19 protein-coding genes are annotated in these 22,839 nt (G+C 70.4%); 4 read left to right on the forward strand and 15 right to left on the reverse strand.

All coding sequences use genetic code 11. The features are described 5' to 3' along the window. Nucleotides 1-215: 215 nt before the first annotated feature. The 6 genes from BM430_RS08575 to pal form a co-directional block, all read right to left on the reverse strand. Nucleotides 216-1,148, reverse strand: a complete 933-nt coding sequence (locus BM430_RS08575) for an outer membrane protein (RefSeq protein WP_093566821.1) — start codon at nucleotides 1,146-1,148, stop codon at nucleotides 216-218. Between the two features lie 270 nt (nucleotides 1,149-1,418). Beyond that, entirely contained in the window at nucleotides 1,419-2,762 is a 1,344-nt protein-coding gene (gene glmM, locus BM430_RS08580) for a phosphoglucosamine mutase (RefSeq protein ID WP_093566822.1), read from the reverse strand. A gap of 198 nt (nucleotides 2,763-2,960) precedes the next feature. Continuing rightward, a complete protein-coding gene (gene ftsH / locus BM430_RS08585) occupies nucleotides 2,961-4,883 on the reverse strand; it encodes an ATP-dependent zinc metalloprotease FtsH (protein ID WP_093566823.1) in 1,923 nt (640 codons plus the stop codon). Between the two features lie 147 nt (nucleotides 4,884-5,030). Next, nucleotides 5,031-6,032, reverse strand: a complete 1,002-nt coding sequence (gene tilS, locus BM430_RS08590; protein WP_280142268.1) for a tRNA lysidine(34) synthetase TilS — start codon at nucleotides 6,030-6,032, stop codon at nucleotides 5,031-5,033. 73 nt (nucleotides 6,033-6,105) lie between these two features. Next, a complete protein-coding gene (gene ybgF, locus BM430_RS08595) occupies nucleotides 6,106-7,104 on the reverse strand; it encodes a tol-pal system protein YbgF (protein WP_093566825.1) in 999 nt (332 codons plus the stop codon). A gap of 207 nt (nucleotides 7,105-7,311) precedes the next feature. Continuing rightward, the gene (pal, locus tag BM430_RS08600; RefSeq protein WP_093566826.1) at nucleotides 7,312-7,845 is read right to left on the reverse strand and encodes a peptidoglycan-associated lipoprotein Pal; all 534 of its coding nucleotides are present in this window, start codon (nucleotides 7,843-7,845) and stop codon (nucleotides 7,312-7,314) included. Nucleotides 7,846-8,232: 387 nt separating this feature from the next. Here pal and BM430_RS08605 point away from each other — a divergent pair, with 387 nt between their 5' ends. Beyond that, a complete protein-coding gene (locus BM430_RS08605) occupies nucleotides 8,233-8,676 on the forward strand; it encodes a response regulator (RefSeq protein ID WP_093566827.1) in 444 nt (147 codons plus the stop codon). Between the two features lie 144 nt (nucleotides 8,677-8,820). Here the strand turns inward: BM430_RS08605 and BM430_RS08610 are convergent, their stop codons facing one another. Beyond that, nucleotides 8,821-9,267, reverse strand: coding sequence for a low affinity iron permease family protein (locus BM430_RS08610; RefSeq protein WP_093566828.1), 447 nt, complete (start codon nucleotides 9,265-9,267; stop codon nucleotides 8,821-8,823). Nucleotides 9,268-9,594: 327 nt separating this feature from the next. On the opposite strand from BM430_RS08610, the gene mgtE reads away from it, so the two are divergent. Further along, the gene (mgtE, locus tag BM430_RS08615) at nucleotides 9,595-10,962 is read left to right on the forward strand and encodes a magnesium transporter (protein WP_093566829.1); all 1,368 of its coding nucleotides are present in this window, start codon (nucleotides 9,595-9,597) and stop codon (nucleotides 10,960-10,962) included. Nucleotides 10,963-11,175: 213 nt separating this feature from the next. Here the strand turns inward: mgtE and BM430_RS08620 are convergent, their stop codons facing one another. Then, a complete protein-coding gene (locus BM430_RS08620; RefSeq protein ID WP_093566830.1) occupies nucleotides 11,176-12,222 on the reverse strand; it encodes a TerC family protein in 1,047 nt (348 codons plus the stop codon). A 230-nt stretch (nucleotides 12,223-12,452) separates the two neighbouring features. On the opposite strand from BM430_RS08620, the gene BM430_RS08625 reads away from it, so the two are divergent. Next, entirely contained in the window at nucleotides 12,453-13,685 is a 1,233-nt protein-coding gene (locus tag BM430_RS08625) for a BaiN/RdsA family NAD(P)/FAD-dependent oxidoreductase (protein ID WP_093566831.1), read from the forward strand. Nucleotides 13,686-13,912: 227 nt separating this feature from the next. On the opposite strand, the gene BM430_RS08630 is transcribed toward BM430_RS08625, so the two are convergent. Both BM430_RS08630 and BM430_RS08635 read right to left on the reverse strand, forming a co-directional pair. Beyond that, a complete protein-coding gene (locus BM430_RS08630; protein ID WP_093566832.1) occupies nucleotides 13,913-14,770 on the reverse strand; it encodes a collagen-like domain-containing protein in 858 nt (285 codons plus the stop codon). Between the two features lie 117 nt (nucleotides 14,771-14,887). Further along, nucleotides 14,888-15,433, reverse strand: coding sequence for a formaldehyde-activating enzyme (locus BM430_RS08635; RefSeq protein WP_093566833.1), 546 nt, complete (start codon nucleotides 15,431-15,433; stop codon nucleotides 14,888-14,890). Nucleotides 15,434-15,590: 157 nt separating this feature from the next. Here BM430_RS08635 and BM430_RS08640 point away from each other — a divergent pair, with 157 nt between their 5' ends. Then, on the forward strand, nucleotides 15,591-15,809 hold the full coding sequence (locus BM430_RS08640) for a hypothetical protein (RefSeq protein WP_093566834.1): 219 nt from the start codon (nucleotides 15,591-15,593) through the stop codon (nucleotides 15,807-15,809). On the opposite strand, the gene BM430_RS08645 is transcribed toward BM430_RS08640, so the two are convergent. The 5 genes from BM430_RS08645 to BM430_RS08665 form a co-directional block, all read right to left on the reverse strand. After that, nucleotides 15,803-16,216 (reverse strand): hypothetical protein, encoded by a 414-nt coding sequence (locus BM430_RS08645; RefSeq protein ID WP_093566835.1) that lies wholly within the window; start codon nucleotides 16,214-16,216, stop codon nucleotides 15,803-15,805. The genes BM430_RS08640 and BM430_RS08645 overlap by 7 nt on opposite strands. Before the next feature lie 66 nt (nucleotides 16,217-16,282). Then, a complete protein-coding gene (locus tag BM430_RS08650) occupies nucleotides 16,283-16,540 on the reverse strand; it encodes a hypothetical protein (protein WP_093566836.1) in 258 nt (85 codons plus the stop codon). Between the two features lie 60 nt (nucleotides 16,541-16,600). Next, nucleotides 16,601-20,350, reverse strand: a complete 3,750-nt coding sequence (gene metH / locus BM430_RS08655) for a methionine synthase (protein ID WP_093566837.1) — start codon at nucleotides 20,348-20,350, stop codon at nucleotides 16,601-16,603. Nucleotides 20,351-20,867: 517 nt separating this feature from the next. Then, nucleotides 20,868-21,782 (reverse strand): methylenetetrahydrofolate reductase [NAD(P)H], encoded by a 915-nt coding sequence (gene metF, locus BM430_RS08660; RefSeq protein ID WP_093566838.1) that lies wholly within the window; start codon nucleotides 21,780-21,782, stop codon nucleotides 20,868-20,870. A 26-nt stretch (nucleotides 21,783-21,808) separates the two neighbouring features. Beyond that, entirely contained in the window at nucleotides 21,809-22,798 is a 990-nt protein-coding gene (locus BM430_RS08665; RefSeq protein WP_093566839.1) for an ArsR/SmtB family transcription factor, read from the reverse strand. Nucleotides 22,799-22,839 lie beyond the last annotated feature (41 nt).

A 22,839-nucleotide genomic window follows, 5' to 3' on the forward strand; every position in this document is an offset into this window, starting at 1 on the left:
GACCGTGTGCCCGATCATTGACGTAACGTAAGAAGATGAGCGGAGACTTAACCCTAACGATCGGCCGCCGACATCTCCGGCGCGGGCGCGCCGGAGACGGATCGAGGATCTCATACGATTTCCGATTGATCGCTTCGCGATGCGGAAATCGACTTCGCTCAGGTGCCGCGCGGGCTGGTGATACTATTTCCGGAAGTAATCTTCCGGAAATAGTATCAGTACTTGCGAACCAGCGGCATCATCGGGGGCGGCGGCGGCTCGTAGGCGGCAGCCAGGATCGGCGCGCCGAACATCCAGCGCATGCCGAGCTTGATGTCGTGGGACTCGATGTCCTTGACCTTGATCGGGGTCAGGGTGCTGCCGCAGAAGCAGTTCAGCACGCCGGTGCTGCCCTCGCCGAGGTTGAGGTAGCGGTAGGCCAGTTCGAGCTTCAGGTTCGGCGTGACGGCGTAGGACAGGCCGGCATGCAGAGCCCAGGCCAGACTCGTCTTCATCTGGGTCTTGTAGGTGCCGCCGCTGATGCTCTGGTAGCCGTACTTGCCCCAGTCGGGATTGTCCGGGTAGGTGTAGCTGCCGGTGATCTGGCTCGTCTCCGACAGGCCAGAGAAGCGGTGGAACGCCGCGCCGACGCCGGCACCGATGAATGGCGTGACGCCGTAATAGGTGCCGAGATCGGCGTAGCCGTTCACCAGGACGACCGCGGCCGAGTAGTTGCCGTTGGTGGTCTCGTAGGTGGTGTCGTCGTGGTCGCGGCGCAGGCCGGCCTCGTCGTAGGTCGAGTAGGACGACTTGATGCGGTCGTTGGTGCGGAAGCCGCTGGAGAAGCGGTACTCGCCGGTCACGTCGCCGCGCAGCCAGGAATTGAACTGGTAGCCCACGCCGACGCCGGCGAAACCGCCGCCGCCGAGATCGCTGTTGTAGTAGTTGACGACGTCCGGGCTCGGCACGGTCGAGAGCTTCGGCCGGGTGTAGATGCTGGCGCCGACATCGCCGCGCAGGTACCAGCCGCCGCCGAACTCGACCGGCGGGGGCGGCAGCGGCGGGGGCGGAGGCGGCAGGAGGTCGGCGGCGTGAACGAGCCCCGGCGCGGCCACGCTCGCAGCGAGCGTGATGATGCGCGCCAGCGCGAGTGGCTTGCTGCGGCCCATGACGGTTCCTTGTGTGAAGGGCCGCGAGCGGGTCGGGCGGCCGTTCTGGAAGACGTCACGACTGTCGCCGGGTTCGGTAAACCCGCGCTTAACGTTAAGCCTTAGGGCTGAGAAAGTGTTGCATTTGATTGATTGGGCTGCACCGTCAGACCGTGCCCGAAGACGCGGTCGCGGGATGCGCAAGTCATGCAAGCGGCCTCGTCGCTCGCTCGCGCTGAGCGTGCAATACGGGGAACGGAGGACGTCGCCTCCGTCCCGGTCCGGTCGCGATCAGGCCGCGACCTTGCGCAGGGCCTCGACGACATCGTCGACGACACGCACCACGAGGTCGCGGTCGTCGCCCTCGGCCATCACCCGGATCACCGGCTCGGTGCCGGAGGGCCGGATGACGAGGCGACCGCCCTCCCCGAGGCGCTGCCGCGCGCCCTCGATGGCCGTGACGACGGAATCCTGGCGCAGGGGCTCGCCGCCGGTGCCGTACCGCACGTTCTTGAGCACCTGCGGCAGCGGGTCGAAGCAGTGGCAGACCTCGCTCACCGGGCGCTGCTGGCGCTGGACCACCGAGAGCAGCTGGAGCGCCGCCACCAGCCCGTCGCCGGTGGTGGCGTAATCCGACATGATGATGTGGCCGGATTGCTCGCCGCCGAGATTGTAGCCGTGCTCGCGCATGTGCTCCAGCACGTAGCGGTCGCCGACGGCGGTGCGCACCATGCCGAGGCCGAGGCCCCCGAGATAGCGTTCGAGGCCGAGATTCGACATGATGGTGGCGACGATGCCGTTCTTCGACAGGCGGTCGTCCTCCTGCCAGGAGCGGGCGACCACCGCCATCAGCTGGTCGCCGTCGACCCGCTGGCCCTTCTCGTCGACCACCAGCACCCGGTCGGCGTCGCCGTCCAGCGCGATGCCGATATCGGCGCGCAACTCGCGCACCTTGGCGACGAGGGCCTCCGGCGCCGTCGAGCCGACGTCGCGGTTGATGTTGAAGCCGTCCGGCTCGGTGCCGATGGCGATCACCTCGGCGCCGAGCTCCCATAGGGTCTCGGGCGCGACCCGGTAGGCGGCGCCGTTGGCGCAATCCACCACCACCCGCAGGCCGTCGAGCGTCAGGGCGCGCGGCAGGGTGCGCTTGGCGAACTCGATGTAGCGGGCATGCACGCTCTCGATGCGCTTGGCCCGGCCGAGATCGTTCGAACCGGCGAGCCTCGTGTGCAGGCTCGAATCGATCAGCCGCTCGATCTCGCGCTCGACCTCGTCGGAGAGCTTGAACCCGTCGGGGCCGAAGATCTTGATGCCGTTATCCTCGAACGGGTTGTGCGAGGCGGAGATCATCACCCCGATATCGGCCCGCATCGAGCGGGTCAGCATCGCCACGGCCGGGGTCGGCATCGGACCGAGCAGCATCACGTCCATGCCGACCGAGGTGAACCCGGCGACGAGCGCGGTCTCGATCATGTAGCCCGACAGGCGGGTGTCCTTGCCGATCACGACGCGGTGACGATGGTCCCCGCGCTGGAACACGAGGCCGGCGGCCTGTCCCACCTTGAGCGCGAGTTCCGGCGTGATGACGCCGTTGGCCCGGCCCCGGATGCCGTCGGTCCCGAAATACTTGCGCACGGCTCTCGTTCTCCCTGTCCCGTTCCGGGCCATTCCGGCCGCCGGCGGGCGGCGCCGCGCAAGGCCGGTGCCGCCACTCGAAACGGCCGTCACATGGTGTCTGGGTTATTTTGAGGCTGCTCTGCAACGACAAGGGGCGGCGGGATCGCTCCCGCCGCCCCTCGCCCGAATCGTCGGGCGATGTGGTTTCCGTGCCGCTCAGGCCTGCGGCTGCGGCTCGTAGCCGCCGTCGTTCTCCCGCGGCCGGCCGCGGCCGGCGGAGGGGACCGGCGAGCCGCGGCTCGGGTTGGTCGGATAGTCGCCGGCGTCGCGCACCGGGGGCTTGCCGTCGAGGAGATCGCGGATCTCGTCGCCGGACAGGGTCTCGTACTCGAGCAGGCCGCGGGCGAGTGCCTCGAGATCCGCCTTGCGCTCGTCGAGGATACGGCGGGCATCCTGCAGGCCGGCCTCGACCAGGCGGCGGACCTCGGCGTCGATCTTCTGGGCGGTGGCCTCCGACACGTTCTGCTGCCGGTTGACCTGCATGCCGAGGAAGACCTCGTCGTTGTTCTCGCCGTAGGCGACGGTGCCGAGCTCAGGGCTGAAGCCCCAGCGGGTCACCATCATGCGGGCGAGGCGGGTCGCCTGCTCGATGTCCGACTGGGCGCCGGAGGTGACCTTGTCGTGGCCGAAGATCATCTCCTCGGCGACGCGGCCGCCCATCATGATGGCGAGGCGCGAGGTCATCTGCTCGAAGGACATCGACAGCTTGTCGCGCTCCGGCAGCTGCATGACCATGCCGAGCGCCCGGCCGCGGGGAATGATCGTCGCCTTGTGGACGGGGTCGGTCGCCGGGACGTTGAAGGCGACGATGGCGTGGCCGCCCTCGTGATAGGCGGTAAGCCGCTTCTCGTCCTCGGTCATGACGAGGGTGCGCCGCTCGGCGCCCATCATCACCTTGTCCTTGGCGTCCTCGAACTCGTGCATCGTGACGATGCGCTTGCCGCGACGGGCCGCCAGCAGGGCCGCCTCGTTGACGAGGTTCATCAGGTCGGCGCCCGAGAAGCCGGGGGTGCCGCGGGCGATCACCTTCAGGTCGACGTCGGGCGACAGCGGCACCTTCCGGACGTGCACGCGCAGGATGCGCTCGCGGCCGATCACGTCCGGGTTCGGCACGATGATCTGACGATCGAAGCGGCCGGGACGCAGCAGGGCGGGGTCGAGCACGTCGGGGCGGTTGGTCGCCGCGATGATGATGATGCCCTCGTTGGCCTCGAAGCCGTCCATCTCGACGAGGAGCTGGTTGAGGGTCTGCTCGCGCTCGTCGTTGCCGCCGCCGAGGCCCGCGCCGCGGTGGCGGCCGACGGCGTCGATCTCGTCGATGAAGATGATGCAGGGGGCGTTCTTCTTCGCCTGGTCGAACATGTCGCGGACGCGGCTGGCGCCGACGCCGACGAACATCTCGACGAAGTCCGAGCCCGAGATGGTGAAGAACGGCACGTTGGCCTCGCCCGCGACCGCCCGGGCGATCAGGGTCTTGCCGGTGCCGGGGGGGCCGACCAGCAGCACGCCGCGCGGGATGCGCCCGCCGAGGCGCTGGAACTTCTGCGGGTCGCGCAGGAACTCGACGATCTCCTGCAGGTCCTCCTTGGCCTCGTCGACGCCCGCCACGTCCTCGAAGGTCACGCGGCCATGGGCCTCGGTCAGGAGCTTCGCCTTGGACTTGCCGAAGCCCATGGCCCGGCCGGCGCCGGACTGCATCTGGCGCGACAGGAAGATCCAGGCCCCGATGAACACCAGGATCGGCAGCCAGTTGACCAAGAGCGCGATGAACCACGGCGTGTTGTCGGAGGGCGGACGGGCGGTGATGGTCACGCCCTTGCCCTGGAGCTTCGACACCAGCGAGGGATCGTTCGGCGCGTAGGTCGTGAAGGTGCCGCCGCTCGTGTAGGTGCCGCTCACCTCCTGGCCGGAGATGACCACGTTCTGGATGCGGCCCGCCTCGGCGTCGTTCAGGAGCTGGCTGTAGGCGATCTCCCCGCCGCCCGAGCGGTGACCCGGGTTCTGGAACAGGGTCACGAGGGCCAGCACCAGCAGGAAGATGACGACCCACAGGGCGAAATTGCGGAAATTGGGGTTCATCGAAGAGTCAATCCCTGAGGAGCGCGGTACCGGGCGGGCGTGCTGGGTGGGCACCGGCACTCGGATCGCAATGTAGGCACCCGCCCGGTGCTTGCCAAGTAATCGCCCGCGCCTGCGGCGCCGCGCGCGTCCCGGCTCACCCGAACGTCATGACGGGGGTGGTCGGCGCGGAGGCGCCGGGCTCAAGGTCAGCTTGCCGCGACCCGCCGCCAGGAGGAGGCCCGCGAGCGTGCGCCGGCAGGCCGCACCCGCCCGCAGGGCCGGCAGGATCTCGCCCAGGACGATCCGCTCCAGCCGCTCCAGCCGCGGCGGGTAGGGCGAGGCCTCCGCTTGCTGGGCGGCGATCTGCACGGCCGCGACGGCGAGGCCGACGACCCGCAGCGCCACCGCCTCCGGCAGGGCCGCGAGGCCGGCGCCGTCGAGGATGAGGCGCCCCTCCCCGCCCGGAACGGGCCGGCGGAGATCGTGCAGAGCCGCCGCGGCGGCGTCGCCCAGCGCCGCCTCGTCGCGGCGCAGGCGCCCGGCGAGGCGGGCGAGGCGCTCCGCGGTCAGGCCCTCCTCGGCCAGCAGCGGCAGCAGGCGCCGCAGGCGGGCGCGGCCGAAGCGCAGATCGGCGTTGGAGGGGTCGCGCACGAAGGGCCAGCCCCTCTCCTCGCAGGTGGCGACGAGGCGGGCCTTCGGGATGCTCAGGAACGGCCGCCCGAGGGTCAGCCCGCCGAGGGCGCGGGCCGGCGCCATCCCGGCGAGGCCGGCCGGGCCGGATCCGGCGCAGAGGCGCATCAGCACGGTCTCGGCCTGGTCGTCGAGGGTATGGGCGGTGAGGACGAGGTCGGCGCCCGTCGCGCGGGCGAGGTCGGCGAGCAGACGGTAGCGGGCTGCCCGCGCCGCCTCCTGGAGGCGCGCCGCCGGCTTCGGACCGGCCCAGGCGAGGATCCGGTGCGCCAGGCCGAGCCGGGCGGCGAGGCCCGCGACCCCGTCGGCTTCGGCGGCCGAGCCGGGGCGCAGGCCGTGATCGACGGTGGCGACGACGAGGGGGATGCCGGGCTCGATCGAAGCGGCGCAGCCCATCAGCGCCGTCGAATCGGGCCCGCCGGACACCGCCAGCACGACGCCGCGGCAGGCCGTGCCGGGGCCGATCCAGGGCGTCAGGAGAGCGGCGCCCTCGGCCTGGCCGAGCGAGGTGTCAGGTGATGATCCGTCCGGGCGGCTCACAAATTCCGGCTCACGCCGCGCAGCGCGCGCGCCGCTGCTCCCTGTCGACACCCTGCTTCACCGTCGAGGAGGCCTGCGGGAACTTGCGCTCCAGCTCGGCCAGGGTCGCGCAGGCCTGCTCGCGGGCACCGAGCGCGTTGAGCGAGGCGCCGAGCTTCAGCATCGCGTCCGGCGCCTTGCGCGAGCGGGCGTAGTCGGTCGAAACCTTCAGGAACTGCTCGGCCGCCTCGCGGGTGCGGTTGCGCTGCAGGTAGCTCTCGCCGAGCCAGTAGGTCGCGTCCGGCACCAGGGCGTCGCGGGGATGCGACTGGATGAACTGGCGCAGGCTCATCTCGGCCTGCTCGTACTGGCGCTGCAGCACGTAGGCGTAAGCCGACTCGTAATCGGCCTTCGCGTCGCCTGAGCCCGTGGCGGCGACGCTGGCCGAGGGCCGCGGCGGCGCCGCCGGCGCGGTGGCGGCCGGGCGGGACGGCGGGCGCAGGTCGACCGGCTCGCCGTAATCGGGCGTCTCGTCCTCGATCGCCGCGCGGGGTGCGGCGAGGGCGGCGGTGGTGTTCGGGGTCGCGGGGGCGGCGGCCGCGGCGCGCGGCGCCGGCGTGGCGGCGCCCGAACCCGGCGTATTGCCGAGCGCCTGCGATCCCCCTCCAAGCGCCTGCGGCCCCCCTCCGAGCGCCTGCGGCGCGCCCGGAGCACCGGGATTCTGGGACGGGTCGAAGGCGTCGCTGCGCTTCTGGGGCTTGCCCTGCGGCGTCGCGGCCGCCGGCTTCTGCCCACCCTTCTGCTCCTGGAAGCGGAACTCGACATCCTCCTGGAACTTGCGCAGCTGCTCCTTGAGCTGGCGGTTCTCGTACTGGAGCGATTCGATCTGGCCCGCCATCTGGCGCGACTGGTTCTCCAGCCGGTTGAGGCGCACCACGAACTCGGCGGCGTCCTGGGCCGCGGCCGGACACGCGGCGGCGAGGGCCAGCCCTGAGACGGCGAGGGGGGCGAGGAGCAGGCGGCGAAGCATGGCGGGTCGCATCACGGCTCGGGTCAGGCGGTGGGTCCGCACTCGGGAGCGCGGGTTAGCAGATGCCGCGGCTCCGGGCAAAAGGAACGGCGCGGCCCGCGCCGTCCGAGCGGGATCGGGGGCCGGGGCCCCTCCCCGCTTGGAACCAGGGCGGTTCGCGCCGCGTCCTTCTTTGCTGAGAACAGGGCGGCTCGCGCCGCCCCGGCCTCACGAGCCGGCGCCGCCGTCCAGCACCGTCACGGCGCGGCGGTTCTGCGACCAGCACGAGATGTCGTTGCAGACCGCCACCGGGCGCTCCTTGCCGTAGGACACGGTGCGCATGCGGTTCGAGCCGATGCCCCGCGAGGCGAGATAGTCCCGCACCGCCTGGGCGCGGCGGGCGCCGAGGGAGAAGTTGTACTCGCGGGTGCCGCGCTCGTCGGCATGACCCTCGATCAGGAACGTGTAGCGCGGGTAGCGCGACAGCCACTGCGCCTGCTTGTCGAGGGTGGCGGTGGCGGTCGGGTTCAGATCGGTCGAGTCGGAATCGAAGAAGACCCGGTCGCCGATATTGACCACGAAGTCCTGGGCGCTGCCCGGGGTCGCGGGACCGCCGCGGCCCATGCCCCCGGCGCCGCCGGCGCCATAGGCCGCCGAGGCATCGGCGAGATCGTTGTTGCTCGCGCAGGCCGCCATCGACAGGGCGAGCCCGAGGGCGGCGGTGATCTTGAGCGCGCGCAGGGGCGCGAGCGGCAGCGGCATCGACGTAAAACTCCTCTGGCGGTCTCGAGGAAAGACCGCACCCGGCGAGGCCCGAGCCGTACGAAGAGCCCGGCGACGCCGCTTCACGACACGTGATCGTCCATAGTCCCGGCGGGTTAAGCGAAGGTTCCGTCAACCTTGACGGAACCCCGATTCCGGCAGGACCGCGCGGCTTCCGCCGCCCTGAGGCCGAGCCCCGGCGACGAGTGCGGGGCGAGACCCAGACGCCGGAAAAATACGGCTACGCTGCGGCGCGAGAAGCGATCGCCGCACGCATCCGTCCCACGTTGCATCGACGCAACACCCCAGGAAGCGAGATCGTTGACGCTTCGTTAACCAAGACCGCCGACCGTCACAGGATCGACGATCGAGATTCTCTCAAAACCGATGCTCGAGACCCTGCCCCCGCCCCGGACGGCCCAATCGGGTCAGAAGCCCTGCGTCCTGATCGTCGAGGACAGCTACATGCTGCTCGAACTGCTGGTGACGCTCTGCGAGCAGCACGGCGTCGCGACGCTGACCGCGTCGAGCGGCGAGGCGGCACTGACCCTGCTGCGCCAGCACGGCCCGCGGATCGACTGGCTGCTCACGGACATCCGGCTGCCGGGCCTCGTCGACGGCTGGGGCGTGGCCGAGGCCTACCGGCAGATCCAGCCGCACCGGCCGGTGATCTACTCCTCGACCACCGCCAACCTGAGTCACCCGGCGGTGCCCGGCAGCATCTTCGTCACCAAGCCCTTCGTGATCGCCGACATCCTGCACCTTGCCAGGATGATGGCCAACGAGATCGAGGCGTCCCGGACCGAGGCGGGTCGCCAGCTCTGCGCGTGACGCACGCCCCGGCATCCGTACGCGGGTTCGTTCTCGACTAAATTGACATTCACCGCGTCATTCCGGGGCCGCGTAGCGGAGCCCGGAATGACGACGGAGAGTTTAAGTGCCGTCGCGGGACAAGGGGACTCCTCGTGACTTCGCTCACGCCCCCGTCGCCGCCCGCGCCGCCGCCGCGGCCTTGGCGTTGGCGGTCTCCTCGGCGGCGTCGGCCGCGTCGCTGAGGCGAAAATCCTTCGCCCGCGCCTCGCAGCGGGCGCGCAGGGAATCGAGCTCCTCCTCGGTCAGGTGCTCGATGCCGATATAGGCGTTCTGGGCCGCGCTCGCCCGGATCAGCTCGTCCAGCTTGGCCTGGATCGCCGCCCCGTCGCGGTTCTGGGTGTTCTGGATCAGGAAGACCATCAGGAACGTCACGATCGTCGTGCCGGTGTTGATGATCAGCTGCCAGGTATCCGAGTAGTGGAACAGCGGGCCGGTCAGCGCCCAGACCACGATCAGGAGCAGGCTGGCCGCGAAGGTGCCCGGACGGCCCGCCGCCCGGGCGACCGCGGCGGCGAAATCCGAGAAGGTGCGGACGTGCGTCGTGGCCATCGTGCCCCCCGTGGCGGCTCGGGCTCCTGGAAGATTTCCCAATATTTCCAGGAGGCTCCGGGCTGGTGAGTGCCCGGGTACGAATTCCGATCCGGCGCCCGCGGTTCCCCTCTTGACGCGACGTGCGGCGCGGCGCAGTGACGGGCCGCTCGCGGCGCGCCTTCGCGCGGCAGCATCCCCGGACAACCGCAACCCCATGCCGAGCGACAGTCACAGTCGACCGCCCTTGCCGTCTCCGGCCTGAGGTCCCGCGCGCTTAGCCTCCGAGGCGGCTCACCGCGACCGGCCGGGGACGGCCGGCCGACGCCAGCGCCCCGAAGGTGAGCCATGACCGACACCGTGATCGACGCCCCCGTCGAGCCCGCCGCCCTCGCCGCGCGCCTCGCCGAGGAGAGCGCCCCCGACATCGTCGAGGCCCTGAACCGGGAGGCGCCGGAGGTGGCGGCCGCCATCCTGCTCAGCCTGCCGCACGAGCGCGCCGTCGAGGTGCTGGACCAGCCCGAGCTCGACTGCGCCCCCGACATCATCGAGATGCTGCCGCGCGACCGCGTCGCCTCGTTCCTGTCGGGCATGTCGGCCGACCGGGTCACCGACGTGATCCGGGAGGTCGAGGAGCCGGGTCGCTCGGACTTGCGCGCCCGGCTCGATGCCGAGACCCGCGGTGCCGTCGACAAGCTGATCGCCTATCCGGAGGAGAGCGTCGGCTCGATCATGACGACCGAGTTCGTCGCCGTGCCGACGACCTGGACCGTCGGGCTCACCCTCGACTACATCCGCAAGGTCGAGCGCACCCGCGAGACCGTCTACTCCATCTTCGTGCTCGATCCGCGCACCGGGGCGCTGGCCAAGGCGGTGCCTTTGCGCCGCCTGATCACCGGCCACCCGGAGGACAACATCCTGTCGGTGGCGCCGAACCGCCGCCCGGTGGTGGTCTCGGCCGATGCCAGCCGCGACGAGGCGGCCCGCCTGATCTCGAAATACGACCTCCTCGCCGTGCCGGTGGTCGATGCCAGCAACCACGTCGTCGGCATCGTCACCGTCGACGACGTGATCGACGCGATGATCCAGAAGCAGACCGAGGACGTGCAGCGCTTCGGCGGCATGGAGGCGCTCGACGAGCCCTACATGTCGATCAACTTCCTCACCATGATCCGCAAGCGGGCCGGCTGGCTCTGCGTGCTGTTCCTGTCCGAGATGCTCACCGCCAGCGCGATGCAGGGATTCGAGGGTGAGCTGGAGAAGGCGCTGGTCCTGACCCTGTTCATCCCGCTGATCATGAGTTCGGGCGGCAATTCGGGCTCGCAGGCGACCTCGCTGCTGATCCGGGCGCTCGCCCTGCATCAGGTCCGGCTCGGCGACTGGTGGCGGGTGGCGCTCCGCGAGATCCCCGCCGGCCTGACGCTGGGGGCGATCCTCGGCATGATCGGCGTCGTGCGGATCGTGATCTGGCAGAAGCTCGGCTTCTACGATTACGGCGAGCACTGGTTCCTGGTCGCCGCCACCGTCGGCACGGCGCTGGTCGGCATCGTGCTGTTCGGGTCGCTCACCGGCTCGATGCTGCCCTTCCTCCTCCAGCGCGTCGGCTTCGACCCCGCCACCGCCTCGGCCCCGTTCGTCGCGACGCTCGTCGACGTGTCGGGACTGGTGATCTACTTCACGGTGGCGCTGGTGATCCTGAAGGGGACGCTGCTGTAGGGGCGTTCCCGGTCGTTCCTCTGACCGATTGTGAAAACCCTCGCGCGTCATCCCGGGTTCCGCTGCGCGGCCCCGGGATGACGCGCGAGGGTCCGTCGGCCACTCATCGAGGGATCAAACTTAGGGTCTTGGAGCGGAGATGGGATGGCGTACGATCCCTCCGCGGCTCGCCGAAACAAAAAAGAGGGCGCCCGAAGCGCCCCCTCCCCTCACTCACCCGTGGCTGCTGCCCAACCGCTCGCGCGGCACCTCCGCCGCCGGCGGGACGGCGGCGGGGGCCTCCGCCGCGCCGCGGGTGCGCCAGAGGCTGTAGACGATGCCGCCAGCGAGCAGGACCACGGTGACCACCAGGGCGACCCAGGGCTGGATCTCGACCAGCTCGAACGTGTCCGCCACCACGATCTTCAGGCCGATGAAGATCAGGATCGCCGCGAGCGCCGTCTTCAGGTAGGCGAAGCGGTCGACCATCGCCGCCAGCGCGAAGTAGAGCGCACGGAGACCGAGGATCGCGAAGATGTTCGAGGTGTAGACCACGTAGGTGTCGGTGGTGATGGCGAAGATCGCCGGCACGCTGTCGACCGCGAAGATCACGTCGGCGCCGTTCACCAGCACCAGCGCGAGCGCCAGCGGGGTGAGCCAGAGCACCGGCTTGCCGGTCTTCGGATCGGGCCGGCGGGTGGTGAAGTTCTGGCCGTCGAGCTCGTCCGTCACCCGCATGTGCTTGCGCATGAAGCTGGTGAAGCGGTCGGCGGACTTGTTCTCGCCCTCCTCCTCGTCGCCGGAGACCAGCATCTTGATGCCGGCATAGATCAGGAAGGCGGCGAAGATGGTCAGCACCCACTCGGCCTGGTGGACGAGGGCGGCGCCGAGCCCGATCATCAGGCCGCGCAGCACGATGGCCGCCAGGATGCCCCAGAGCAGCACCCGGTGCTGGGCGTTGCGGGGAATGCCGAGATAGCCGAAGATCACCGCGATCACGAAGACGTTGTCCATCGACAGCGACTTCTCGACCACGAGGCCGGCGAGGTATTCCTGGCCCGCCTGCGGGCCGATGTACCACCAGACCCAGCCGCCGAAGAGGAGGCCGAGGGTGAGGTAGAAGGCGGTGAGGAGCAGGCTCTCCTTCACGCCGATCTCGCGGCTCTTGTCGCGGTGCAGGAGGCCGAGATCGAGGGCGAGCAGGATGAAGATGACGGCGTGGAATCCCAGCCACATCCAGATCGGCTTGCCGAGCCACGTCATGTACAGAAAATCGACCATCGCGGGACCGTGATGCTTCGAGGAAGAAAGCATCGGCTCCGACATCACGAGCGCGAAAAGCGCAGCTCGCCAGAGGGGCCCGCAGCCGATGGATGCGACTTATGTCCCCGATGGCGGCGGATCAAGGGCGGCTCGGCCTGACGGCCACGCTCTTATTTTTGCCGTCCTGCCTCAGCGGCAGGTTGACAGGGCGCCCCGCGTCGCGGCCATGGGGCGCCATGACGACACCGATGGCGACGACACCGAGTGCGCGAGGGGCCGCGACCGTCGCGGTGATCGGAGCCGGGCCCGCGGGGCTTTCCGCCGCCGAAATCCTGGCCGAGGCGGGCCTGCGGGTCACCGTGATCGAGCGGATGCCGTCGCCGGCCCGCAAGCTGCTGATCGCCGGGCGCGGCGGCCTCAACCTCACCCACAGCGAACCGCTGGAGTGCTTCCTCGCCCGCTATGCCCCGCCGGAGCGACGCCTTGACGCAGCAATCCGGGAATTCCCGCCGCAGGCCCTGCGCGACTGGTGCGAGGGCCTCGGCCAGCCGACCTTCGTCGGGTCGAGCGGCCGGGTGTTTCCGCAGGCCTTCAAGGCGTCGCCGCTGCTGCGGGCCTGGCTCGCCCGGCTCGACGGGCTCGGCGTGACCTTGCGCACCCGCACCCGCTGGACCGGCTGGGACGACGACGGCGCGCTGATCCTGGCGGGCGAGCAGGGCCCGGAGCGCGTGACGGCGGACGCGGTCGTGCTGGCGCTGGGCGGCGCGAGTTGGCCGCGGCTCGGCTCCGACGGCGCCTGGGTGCCGGTGCTGGAAGCGCAAGGAATTTCCGTGAGCCCGCTGCGCCCGGCCAATGCCGGCTTCACCGCCGCATGGTCGCCGGTCTTCGCCGAGCGCTTCGCCGGCGCGCCGCTCAAGCGCATCGCGTTGCGCCTCGGCTCCACGCAGGTGCGGGGCGAGGCGGTGATCACGCGCGACGGGATCGAGGGCGGCGCGATCTACGCCCTGTCGCGGCCGATCCGCGAGTCGATCGAGGCGACGGGCGAGGCCGTGGTCGCCCTCGACCTGCGCCCGGACCTCGATGCGACCGTCCTCGCCCGCCGGCTCGCCGGGGCGCGGCCGAAGGAATCCCGCGCGACGATCCTGCGCAAGGCGGCGTCCTTGAGCCCGCCGGCGGCCGGCCTGTTACGCGAGGCGGTGCGCGACCTCCCGGCGGAGGCCGGGGCGCTTGCCGCCCTGATCAAGGCGGTGCCGCTGCGGCTCACCGGCCTGCGGCCGATCGAGCGGGCGATCTCCAGCGCCGGCGGCGTCGCCTTCGCGGATCTCGACGCGCGCTTCATGCTGCGCCGCCGGCCCGGGACGTTCCTCGCCGGCGAGATGCTGGACTGGGAAGCGCCGACCGGCGGCTACCTGCTCCAGGCGAGCTTCGCCAGCGGCCGGGCGGCGGCTCAGGGGGTGATCGCGTGGCTGGGTGAGCGCTGACGGAGCGGCGCTCATTCGCAGGGATCTACGGCCTTTGACATCCTCCCCATCATCCCGGGGCCGCGCAGCGGAACCCGGGATCCATAAACGCCGACGATCCAGGATGAGGCGACCAACGTTCCGCTTCTCACTGAACCGTCAGCGGTCGTGGATCCCGGGTTCTCGGCTTCGCCGAGCTCCGGGATGACTCGGAGGGTTGGAAAACCGCCGGTGGGATCGACGAAGACTTACAACTTCGCGCAGAACCCGACCATGCCCGAGCTGTCCGACGGGCACAAAGCCACCGCCTCGCCGCTCTCGCGGCGGGTGAAGTTCGGGTTGCCGCCGCGCAGGCAATAGGCCGACACGAAGGTCTCGCCCTCGTCGCAGACGAGTTCGCAATGCGGCTTGGCGCAACCGTCGGTGCGCAGCATCCGGAACGGCAGGGCGGCCGTGGCCGCCGTCGCTCCCGCCGATCCGGCCGGCCCCTGCGGCCCTGCCGGCCCTTGCGGCCCGGCGGGACCCGCCTCACCCTTCGCCCCGGCCTCGCCACGGGCCCCCGGAGCACCGGGCTCACCCTTGGGACCCGCCTCGCCCCTCGCGCCGGGCTCGCCCCTAGGTCCTGCCTCGCCCTTGGGCCCCGCATCCCCCTTGGGCCCTGCATCCCCCTTGGGACCGGGCTCGCCCTTCGGACCGGGGGGCCCGGCGAGGCCGGCCATGCCCTGCGGCCCGGTCGGGCCGGGCTCGCCCTTCGGCCCCGGCGCACCGGTGGCACCGCAATTCGCCACCGCGATCTCGCGCGAGGCCTCGCCAGCCTTGAGCGTCGCGACGCAGTTCTGCGGCACGTACGGCACCTTCAGGGTGAAGCGGCCGCGCTTGTCCGAGGTGACCGGGATGTCGTCGTCGAGGGTGACGACCACCCCGGCCTTGCCGACGCTGCCGGAGACGGTCAGGTCGCCGGCCTCGATCCGGGCGTCCCAGACCGTAATGGCTTGTTGCGCCGGGGCGGCCGCGCGGCCGCCGGCCGGACTCTGCGGCTGCGCGAGAGCCGGGCCGGACAGGACGGCACAGGCGGACAGGATCAACGCGGCGCGGAATGGACGCATCGTTCAGCCTCGAGGCATGATGGACGGCCCGCGCGCAGGGCAGAGGTGGCGGGCGGCGCACCTTGCGGCGCTGTCAAGCTGCGGTCAACTGCGCAGATGCCCGCCGTAAACCACTTGTTAGGCCTCTTCGTCGAGCACGCCTTCGAGGGCGTAGTGGCGCACGGTGCGGCGGTTGGCGATCAGCTCGTCGACCGTCGGCTCGCCCTTCAGCGCCCGGGCGATGGCGAGCTTCGTCGCCTCGTAATTGGTGCGGTAGAGATCCTTGCGGTCGAGGTTCGGATCCTCGGGGCAGCGCGGGTCGAGCCAGATCATGATGATCATGCACAGTTCGTCGAGCCCGTCGCGGGGTAGGATGCCCTCGATGATGCAATCGACGATGGCGTCGCCGGTCGCGGCCTGGACCACGCCGCCGAGCAGTTCGACGTACTCGGCGGTGTGGATCGTCGCCTTGGTCGTCATCATCGTGGCCGGACGGACCAGCTGGTTGATGTCGCGCACCACGAACATGCGGGTATGGCCCTGGACCTGCCCCATCATCGAGGCGAAGGCCTGGCCGACCGGACCGCGCACGGAGCCGATCAGCACCTCCGGCATCGCGTCGGTGTACTGGCCCTCGGCGGCCAGCACCGTGGCCTCGCCGGTGCGGAAGACGATCTCGCTCATCTGCGGTTCCTCGGTTCGAAGCAGGGGCTTTTCCCGGCGCGGGTCGACCACGGCGGCGGTCGTGCCGTCAACGGCGGCGGACCCATCGACCTGTCCGGAAATTGGTCTATAGGGCCGAGGAATGGGCCTCGCGCCCTCGAACAGCTGAAGCGGACGGATGAGCGATCGCGACTGGACCCTGCGGGTGACGCCGACCGAGGCGGGCGTGCGGCTCGAACTCGACCTCGCCGACCTCGACGGCGCGCCGGTGACGGCGGCGATCGCCCTCGACCGGGCCGAGGCGCGCCGCTTCGCCCGGGCGATGCTGGCGGCCGCCGGCGACGCGGCCGAGCGCACCTTCCCGCATCCGCCCGTCGACGGCGACGATCCTCAGTAGCGGCCCGGCAGGCGCGGCACCTTGGTGCCGGGCTTCTCGATCGGCTCGGCGCAGGAATAGACGAACTCGGTCTGGAGATCGGTGAACACCGTCTCGCCGACGATGGTGCAGGTCTCCCGCGCCGTCTCGCGCAGGTAGCTCGCGGCGGCCTCCGAGAAGCGGCGGCGCCGGGTCAGGGCCGGGTCCTTGCCCTCGAGGCCGCAGCCCGCGACCTCGCGCAAGTGGTTCGAGACGATCAGGACCTTGCGCTGCTGGCGCTGGTCGTAGACCTCGTAGGGATCGTTGCAGCCGATCGTGACCACCTGCGGCTGGAGGCCGACATAGGTCTTCGAGATGTAGGAGAATTCGGTGCAGCCGGCCGCCGCCACGACGGCGACGAGCGCGAGCGCCCATGATCCTGTCCGCATCCCCGATCCTTCCCGCATCCTCGGGTCAAGCTTTGAGCCGGGCCGGCGGCGGCGGTCAAGCCCGGGTCAGGGAGTGGAGTCCGGGTCCTCCACCGGGTCGTCCGGAGGCAGAGGCAACTCCTCGGTCGCCGCCCGCTCAAAATCCTCGTCCAGCGGGCCGACGAGACGGCGCAGCCAGTCCCAGTTCTCCGGGATTTCGATCGGCGCCTCAACGGGCTCGGGCACCGGCTCTTCCAGGGCCGCCTCCACATCAGGATCGAGCGGCCGAATACGCTTCTGGAGCCAATCCCAGTGTCCCGGCAACAATTCGTCTTTCGCGTCCATGCGCACCTCCGGGGTTACAACCCATCGTGATGACGGACCGCCCCCGGAGGCAAGCACTCCCTACTCCGCCGCCGCCCGATACCGCGCCGTATCGTAGTTCAGCACCGGCCCGAGCCAGCGCTCGACCTTGGCCACGTCCATCCCCTTGCGGGCGGCGTAATCCTCGACCTGATCGCGCTCGACCTTGGCGACGCCGAAGTAGTGCGCGTCCGGATGGGCGAGGTAGAGGCCCGAGACCGAGGAACCCGGCCACATCGCGTAGGATTCGGTGAGCTTGACGCCGATCCGCGGCTCCGCCTGGAGCAGGTCGAACAGGGTCGTCTTCTCGGTGTGGTCGGGCTGGGCCGGGTAGCCCGGGGCCGGGCGGATGCCGGCATAGGGCTCGGTGACGAGGTCCGCCGGCGTATAGGACTCGTCGGCCGCGTAGGCCCAGAATTCGCGCCGCACCCGCTCGTGCATCCGCTCGGCGAAGGCCTCGGCGATGCGGTCGGCCAGAGCCTTGACCAGGATCGACTTGTAATCGTCGTTCTGGCGCTCGAAGCGCTCGGCGATCCGAACCTCCTCCAGGCCCGCCGTGACCACGAAGCCGCCGACATAGTCGGGCAGCCCGCTCTCGGCCGGGGCCACGAAGTCCGACAGGCAGGTGTTGGGCCGGCCGTCGCGCTTCGAGAGCTGCTGGCGCAGGCCGTGGAAGGTGGCGAGCGTGTCGGTCCGGCTCTCGCCGGTGAACAGCCGGATGTCGTCGCCGACCGCGTTGGCCGGCCAGAAGCCGATCACCGCCTTCGGGTTGAACCAGCGCTCCTCGACGATCTGGCGCAGCATCGCTTGCGCGTCCTCGAACAGGGCGCGGGCGGCCGGTCCCTGCTCGGGATCGTCGAGGATCGCCGGATAGCGGCCCTTGAACTCGTAGGTCTGCAGGAACGGCGTCCAGTCGATGTAGGGAACGAGCTCGGCCACATCGTAGCTGCGGAACACGCGCGTGCCGGTGAAGGTCGGCTTGACCGGCTTGTACGCCGACCAATCGGCCTTGAAGGCGTTGGCGCGAGCTCGTGCGAGCGGCAGACGCTGCTTGTCGGCCTCCGAGCGGGCATGGGCCTCGGCGACGCGCTTGTACTCGGCGCGCACCGTCTCGATCGTCTGTACCTTCGTGTCGGGCGAGAGCAGGTTCGAGACCACGCCGACGGCGCGGCTCGCATCGGTCACGTAGACCGCCTGGCCCTTGGCATAGGCCGGGTGGATCTTCACCGCGGTGTGGACCCGGCTCGTCGTCGCCCCGCCGATCAGCAGCGGCACGTCGAAGCCCTCGCGCTCCATCTCGGCCGCGACGTGGACCATCTCGTCGAGGGACGGCGTGATCAGGCCCGACAGGCCGACGATGTCGACGTTCTCACGCCGCGCGGTATCCAGGATCTTGGCCGCCGGCACCATCACGCCGAGGTCGATGATCTCGTAGTTGTTGCAGGCGAGCACGACGCCGACGATGTTCTTGCCGATGTCGTGGACGTCGCCCTTCACGGTCGCCATCAGCACCTTGCCGGCGGCCTGCCGCCCGCCGACGCCGCCGTTGGCGGCCTTCTCCGCCTCCATGAACGGCATCAGGTAGGCCACCGCCTGCTTCATCACGCGGGCCGACTTCACGACCTGGGGCAGGAACATCTTTCCGGCGCCGAACAGGTCGCCGACCACGTTCATGCCGGCCATCAGCGGGCCCTCGATGACGTGGAGCGGGCGGGCCGCCTTGGCGCGAGCCTCCTCGGTGTCGGCCTCGATGTACTCGGTGATGCCGTTGACGAGCGCGTGCTCCAGGCGCTTCTCCACCGGCGCCTCGCGCCAGGCGAGGTCGGTGCCCTTGTCGCGCGCCTGGCCCCCCTCCTTGAAGCGGGCGGCGGCGTCGAGCAGGCGCTCGGTCGCGTCGGACCGGCGGTTGAGGACCACGTCCTCGCACAGCTCGCGCAGCTCCGCCGGCAGCTCGTCGTAGACCGCGAGCTGGCCGGCATTCACGATGCCCATGTCCATGCCGACCTTGATCGCATGGTACAGGAACACCGCGTGCATCGCCTCGCGCACCGGCTCGTTGCCGCGGAAGGCGAAGGACAGGTTCGAGATGCCGCCCGAGATATGGGCGTGGGGCAGGGTCTCGCGGATGATCCGCGCCGCCTCGATGAAGGCGACGCCGTAGCCGTCATGCTCCTCGATGCCGGTTGCCACCGCGAAGACGTTGGGATCGAAGATGATGTCCTCGGGCGGGAAGCCGACCTGCTCGGTGAGCACCTTGTAGGCGCGGGTGCAGATCGCGACCTTGCGCTCCAGCGTATCGGCCTGGCCCTGCTCGTCGAAGGCCATCACCACCACGGCGGCGCCGTAGGCGCGGCAGATCTTGGCCTCATGGATGAACTTCTCCTCTCCCTCCTTGAGGGAGATCGAGTTCACGATCGCCTTGCCCTGCACGCATTTGAGGCCGGCCTCGATGACCGGGAACTTCGAGGAATCGATCATCACCGGGACCCGGGCGATGTCGGGCTCGGCGGCGACGAGGTTGAGGAACTCGACCATCGCCTTCTGGGAGTCGAGCAGGCCCTCGTCCATGTTGATGTCGATCACCTGGGCGCCGGCGGCGACCTGGTCGCGGGCGACGTCGAGGGCGGCGGCGTAGTCGCCGTTGGTGACGAGCTTGCGGAAGCGCGCCGAGCCGGTGACGTTGGTGCGCTCGCCCACGTTCACGAACGGGATCTCGGGCGTCAGCGTGAACGGCTCGAGACCCGACAGGCGCATCAAGGGCTTCACGCTCGGCACGCGGCGCGGTGCCTTGCCGGCCACCGCACCGGCGATGGCGCGGATATGGTCCGGCGTGGTGCCGCAGCAGCCGCCGACCATGTTGACGAGGCCGCTCTCGGCGAACTCGCCGACGAGCTTGGCCATCGCCTCCGGGCTCTCGTCGTAGAGGCCGAACTCGTTCGGCAGGCCGGCATTCGGATAGGCGCAGACCAGCGTGTCGCAGGTGCGCGACAGCTCGTCGATATGGGCGCGCATCTCGCGGGCGCCGAGCGCGCAGTTGAGCCCGAAGGTCAGCGGCTCAGCGTGGCGCAGCGAGTGCCAGAAGGCGGTCGGGGTCTGGCCCGACAGGGTGCGGCCGGACAGGTCCGTGATGGTGCCCGAGATCATGATCGGCAGGCGGATGCCGGTCTCCTCGAAGACCTGCCAGGACGCCGCCACCGCCGCCTTGGCATTCAGCGTGTCGAAGACCGTCTCGATCAGGATGAGTTCCGCGCCGCCGGCGATCAGGCCGCGCACCTGCTCGGCGTAAGCCTCGCGGACCTGGTCGAAGGTCACGGCGCGGTAGCCCGGGTTGTTGACGTCCGGCGAGATCGACAGGGTGCGGTTCGTCGGGCCGATCGCCCCGGCGACGAAGCGGCGGCGCCCGTCCTGCTTCTCGGCGAGGATGGCGGCCTCGCGGGCGAGGCGCGCGCCTTGCGCGTTCAGCTCGTGGATGATCGCCTCCATGCCGTAATCGGCTTGAGCGATCGTGGTGCCCGAGAAGGTGTTGGTTTCGACGACATCGGCGCCGGCGAGGAAGTAGTCGAGGTGAATCTGCCGGATCGCGTCGGGCTGACTGAGGATCAGGAGGTCGTTGTTGCCCTTCTGGTCGTGGGCGTGCTCGCGAAAACGCTCGCTGCGGAAATCGGCCTCGGTCAGGCCGAGGCGCTGGATCACCGTGCCCATCGCCCCGTCGAGGACGAGGATTTTCTCCGCCGCGCGCCGGCGCAGGGCGGTCAGGATTTCGGCACCGTCGGCGGGGCGGAAGTCGGTCATCGGGGTGGGGTTCCAATGGGTCGTTTGGGCGGCGCGGGGCCGCGAAGGGACGATGTGGGCCGCGTTATCGCGGTTTGATTGAGAAGCTTTTCGGGTATCGGCCAGCTTCCATGTCACTGCCCGACGAACCGAGAAGCGCGGGATCCCCTCTCCCGTGTGGGAGAGGGGTAGGGGTGAGGGTGCTACGGTTCTGAGTCGAGCTCAGACCGTAGTGCAGGCAGCTCGACGCTCAGCGCTTGATACTGAAGCGTGTCACCCTCACCCCCGGCCCCTCTCCCACACGGGAGAGGGGGGATCCCGCGCTTAACCTTGCTCCTGTCCAGCCATACGGGCCTCAAGTGCAGCTACATGTCGCTCGAGATCGTTGAGGCGTGCCTCGATCCGCTCCGCGTCGTAGGACCGCGCCTCCTCGATGACGGCGGCCCCGGCCAGCGGCAGGATCCGCCAAGATCTGGCGCAACCGCGGAACACTCACGTCCTGCGATTCGGTCAAGGCAAGCTTCCTTCGAGACGATCGTCAGGCCGCTGCCTTCTCCGCCGCCACCGGCGCCGCACGCAAGCCCAGCAGATGGCAGATCGCGTAGACGAGGTCGGCGCGGTTCATGGTGTAGAAGTGGAAGTCGGTGACGCCGCGGTCAACGAGGTCCAGCACCTGCTCGGCGGCCACCGCCGCGGCCACCAGCTTGCGGGTGGCGACGTCGTCCTCCAGCCCCTCGAAGCGGGCGGCGAGCCAGTCCGGCACCGAGGCGCCGGTGCGGCGGGCGAAGTTGGCCGCCTGCTTGAAGTTCTGCACCGGCAGGATGCCCGGGATGATCGGGATGTCGATGCCGCGCGACTGCACCCGGTCGAGGTAGCGGAAGAACAGGTCGTTGTCGAAGAAGAACTGGGTGATGGCGCGGTCGGCGCCGCAATCGACCTTGGCCTTCAGGGCGTCGAGGTCCTGGTCGAGGGAGACGGCCTCGGGGTGGCGCTCGGGGTAGGCCGAGACCGAGACCTCGAAGTCGCCGATGCGCTTGATGCCGGCGACGAGGTCGCAGGAGCGCTCGTAGCCGCCCGGATGCGCGGTGTAGGCGGTGCCGACGCCCTCCGCCGGGTCGCCGCGCAGGGCCACGATGTGGCGCACGCCGGCCTCGTGGTAGGCCCGCACCACGTCGTCGACCTCGCCCTTGGTCGCCGCCACGCAGGTGAGGTGGGCGGCGGGCTTCAGGTCGGTCTCGCGCACGAGGCGCGACACGGTGTTGTGGGTGCGCTCGCGGGTCGAGCCGCCGGCGCCGTAGGTCACCGAGACGAAGCTGGGGCCGAGCGGCGCCAGGCGCTCGATCGACGACCACAGGGTCGCCTCCATCTCCGGGGACTTGGGCGGGAAGAACTCGAACGAGACCCGGATCGGGCGGCGGCTCTCGCGGCTCGGGCGGAAGGCGGTGGGGTACATCGGCGGCCTCGGCGGAAGGGGGCGAATCAGGCGACGGCGCGGTCGGGCAGACCGGCGGCCGCCTCCGGATGATGGGCGAGCCAGAGCGTGACGGTGAGCTGGTGCTCCGCAGCCCCGGAGGGCGCGAGGTGGCGCAGCCGCACGTCGGTGAGGCCAGCCTCGGAGAGCCAGCCGGCGACCTGCTCGGGGGCGAAGCCGAGGCGGCGGTGCGCCTCGTCCGCGCGGAGGAATTCGAGGCCGTGGGGCGCGAAATCGACCACCAGCAGGCGGCCGCCGGGCGCGACGAGGCGGGCGGCCTCGCGCAGGGCCCGGGCCGGGTCGTCGAGATAGTGCAGCACCTGATGGATCAGCACGAGGTCGAAGCTCGCCCGGCCGAAGGGCGGCGCGTGGATGTCGCCCTGGCGCAGGTCGATCCGGGTCAGGCCCTGGCGCTCCAGGTTGGCGCGGGCCACGGACAGCATGGCGTGGTTGGCGTCCAGCCCCGTGGCCCGGGCGGCCCGGGGCGCGAGCAGGCCGAGCATCCGCCCGGTGCCGGTGCCGAGATCGACGAGGCTGCCGATGGGCCCTCCACCCAGCACGTCGAGCACCGCCGCCTCGACGGTGGCCTCCGGCACGTGGAGCGAGCGCACCCGGTCCCATTGCGGCGCGAGCCGCGCGAAGAAGTTCTGGGCGGCCTCCGCGCGCTGGGCCCGCACCGCCTGGAGTCGGGCCCGGTCCTCGGAGAGCGGCGGCTCGGCGGCGTCGAGCGCCGCGACGAGGGGCGCCACCAGCCCCGCCGCGCCCTCGCGCAGGCGGAAGAACGCCCAGGCGCCCTCGCGGTGGCGCACCACCAGCCCGGCCTCGACCAGGAGCTTGAGGTGGCGCGAGATCCGCGGCTGCGACTGGCCGAGGATGTCGGTGAGGTCGGAAACCGACAGCTCGCCCTCGCCGAGCAGCACCAGGATGCGCAGGCGCGTCTCCTCCGCCGCGGCGCGCAGCACGCCCAGAGCATCGGCGAAGGGGACGGTGGCAGTCATATCGAGGGGCTCCTCGCCTCCGACTTGAAACATAAAGATAT

Source organism: Methylobacterium sp. 174MFSha1.1, from assembly GCF_900116815.1.
GTDB lineage: Bacteria > Pseudomonadota > Alphaproteobacteria > Rhizobiales > Beijerinckiaceae > Methylobacterium.

Excerpts from the sequence above, each read along its gene's own strand:
- pal (WP_093566826.1), bottom strand. The coding sequence starts at position 7,845 with ATGCCGCTGCCGCTCGCGCCCCTGCGCGCGCTCAAGATCACCGCCGCC.
- BM430_RS08635 (WP_093566833.1), bottom strand. The coding sequence starts at position 15,433 with ATGAGCGAGATCGTCTTCCGCACCGGCGAGGCCACGGTGCTGGCCGCC.
- BM430_RS08605 (WP_093566827.1), top strand. The coding sequence starts at position 8,233 with ATGCTCGAGACCCTGCCCCCGCCCCGGACGGCCCAATCGGGTCAGAAG.
- BM430_RS08645 (WP_093566835.1), bottom strand. The coding sequence starts at position 16,216 with ATGCGGACAGGATCATGGGCGCTCGCGCTCGTCGCCGTCGTGGCGGCG.
- BM430_RS08625 (WP_093566831.1), top strand. The coding sequence starts at position 12,453 with ATGGCGACGACACCGAGTGCGCGAGGGGCCGCGACCGTCGCGGTGATC.
- metF (WP_093566838.1), bottom strand. The coding sequence starts at position 21,782 with ATGTACCCCACCGCCTTCCGCCCGAGCCGCGAGAGCCGCCGCCCGATC.
- BM430_RS08620 (WP_093566830.1), bottom strand. The coding sequence starts at position 12,222 with ATGGTCGATTTTCTGTACATGACGTGGCTCGGCAAGCCGATCTGGATG.
- BM430_RS08665 (WP_093566839.1), bottom strand. The coding sequence starts at position 22,798 with ATGACTGCCACCGTCCCCTTCGCCGATGCTCTGGGCGTGCTGCGCGCC.
- BM430_RS08640 (WP_093566834.1), top strand. The coding sequence starts at position 15,591 with ATGAGCGATCGCGACTGGACCCTGCGGGTGACGCCGACCGAGGCGGGC.
- mgtE (WP_093566829.1), top strand. The coding sequence starts at position 9,595 with ATGACCGACACCGTGATCGACGCCCCCGTCGAGCCCGCCGCCCTCGCC.
- ybgF (WP_093566825.1), bottom strand. The coding sequence starts at position 7,104 with ATGCTTCGCCGCCTGCTCCTCGCCCCCCTCGCCGTCTCAGGGCTGGCC.
- BM430_RS08650 (WP_093566836.1), bottom strand. The coding sequence starts at position 16,540 with ATGGACGCGAAAGACGAATTGTTGCCGGGACACTGGGATTGGCTCCAG.
- BM430_RS08575 (WP_093566821.1), bottom strand. The coding sequence starts at position 1,148 with ATGGGCCGCAGCAAGCCACTCGCGCTGGCGCGCATCATCACGCTCGCT.
- metH (WP_093566837.1), bottom strand. The coding sequence starts at position 20,350 with ATGACCGACTTCCGCCCCGCCGACGGTGCCGAAATCCTGACCGCCCTG.
- BM430_RS08630 (WP_093566832.1), bottom strand. The coding sequence starts at position 14,770 with ATGCGTCCATTCCGCGCCGCGTTGATCCTGTCCGCCTGTGCCGTCCTG.
- ftsH (WP_093566823.1), bottom strand. The coding sequence starts at position 4,883 with ATGAACCCCAATTTCCGCAATTTCGCCCTGTGGGTCGTCATCTTCCTG.
- BM430_RS08610 (WP_093566828.1), bottom strand. The coding sequence starts at position 9,267 with ATGGCCACGACGCACGTCCGCACCTTCTCGGATTTCGCCGCCGCGGTC.